Here is a 615-nt window from a genome sequence, read left to right as displayed (position 1 = left end):
GGATTCACGCAGCTCCGGGTCGGCGCGGATCAGGACGGCCTTGAGCTGGTTGACGGCCTGGGTCCGGGCTTTGACCGCGGAGGTCTTGGCCAGCCGGAGCATGCGGGCCATCTCGGCTGGTCCGTCGCCGGTCTTCGCGATCGCGGTGGCCTGGCCGGCCAGGACGGCGCGGGCAGCCGATTCGGCGTCGAGGGTGTCGGTCTTGCCGCGGCGTCGGCGGGCGGCGCGGTCGGGCCGGTTGACCTCGGACACGGCGATACCGGCCGCGAGTAGATGTCGGGTCAGGGCGGCGCCGTAGGAGCTGGTGCCCTCGACGCCGGCTCGGCGGAGGGTTCCGTGTTCACGCGCCCAGGCGAGCAGGTGCGCATAGCCGTCAGCGGTCGTCGGGAAGGTAGCGCTGGCCAGCAGCGCGCCGACCGGGGTGAGGACCGCGGCGACGTGCAGGTCCTTGTGGGTGTCGACCCCGAGAACGACTTCATCGCCGCCGGTGGTGATCTGGTCTGATTCCGCGGGGTGACGCATGCTGGCCACAGACTGTTCGTCTCCTGCTCGGCTCGGGAACGGGAAGCCGTCGCCAGGCCGGCAGGGCGGTCAGAACTGTGATGGTGCCTTGTA

1 protein-coding gene is annotated in these 615 nt (G+C 71.1%); it reads right to left on the bottom strand.

What is annotated here, in order from left to right; genetic code table 11:
• Positions 1-522, bottom strand: a 522-nt coding sequence (locus AB1460_RS38145) for an IS110 family transposase (RefSeq protein WP_368967478.1), incomplete at its 3' end; no start/stop codon positions are given.
• Between the last annotated feature and the right edge of the window lie 93 nt (positions 523-615).

This window comes from Parafrankia sp. FMc2 (assembly GCF_041008525.1).
GTDB lineage: Bacteria > Actinomycetota > Actinomycetes > Frankiales > Frankiaceae > Parafrankia.
The sequence above is the reverse complement of the archived record's forward strand: the minus strand, read 5'-3'. Positions and strand labels throughout refer to the sequence as shown.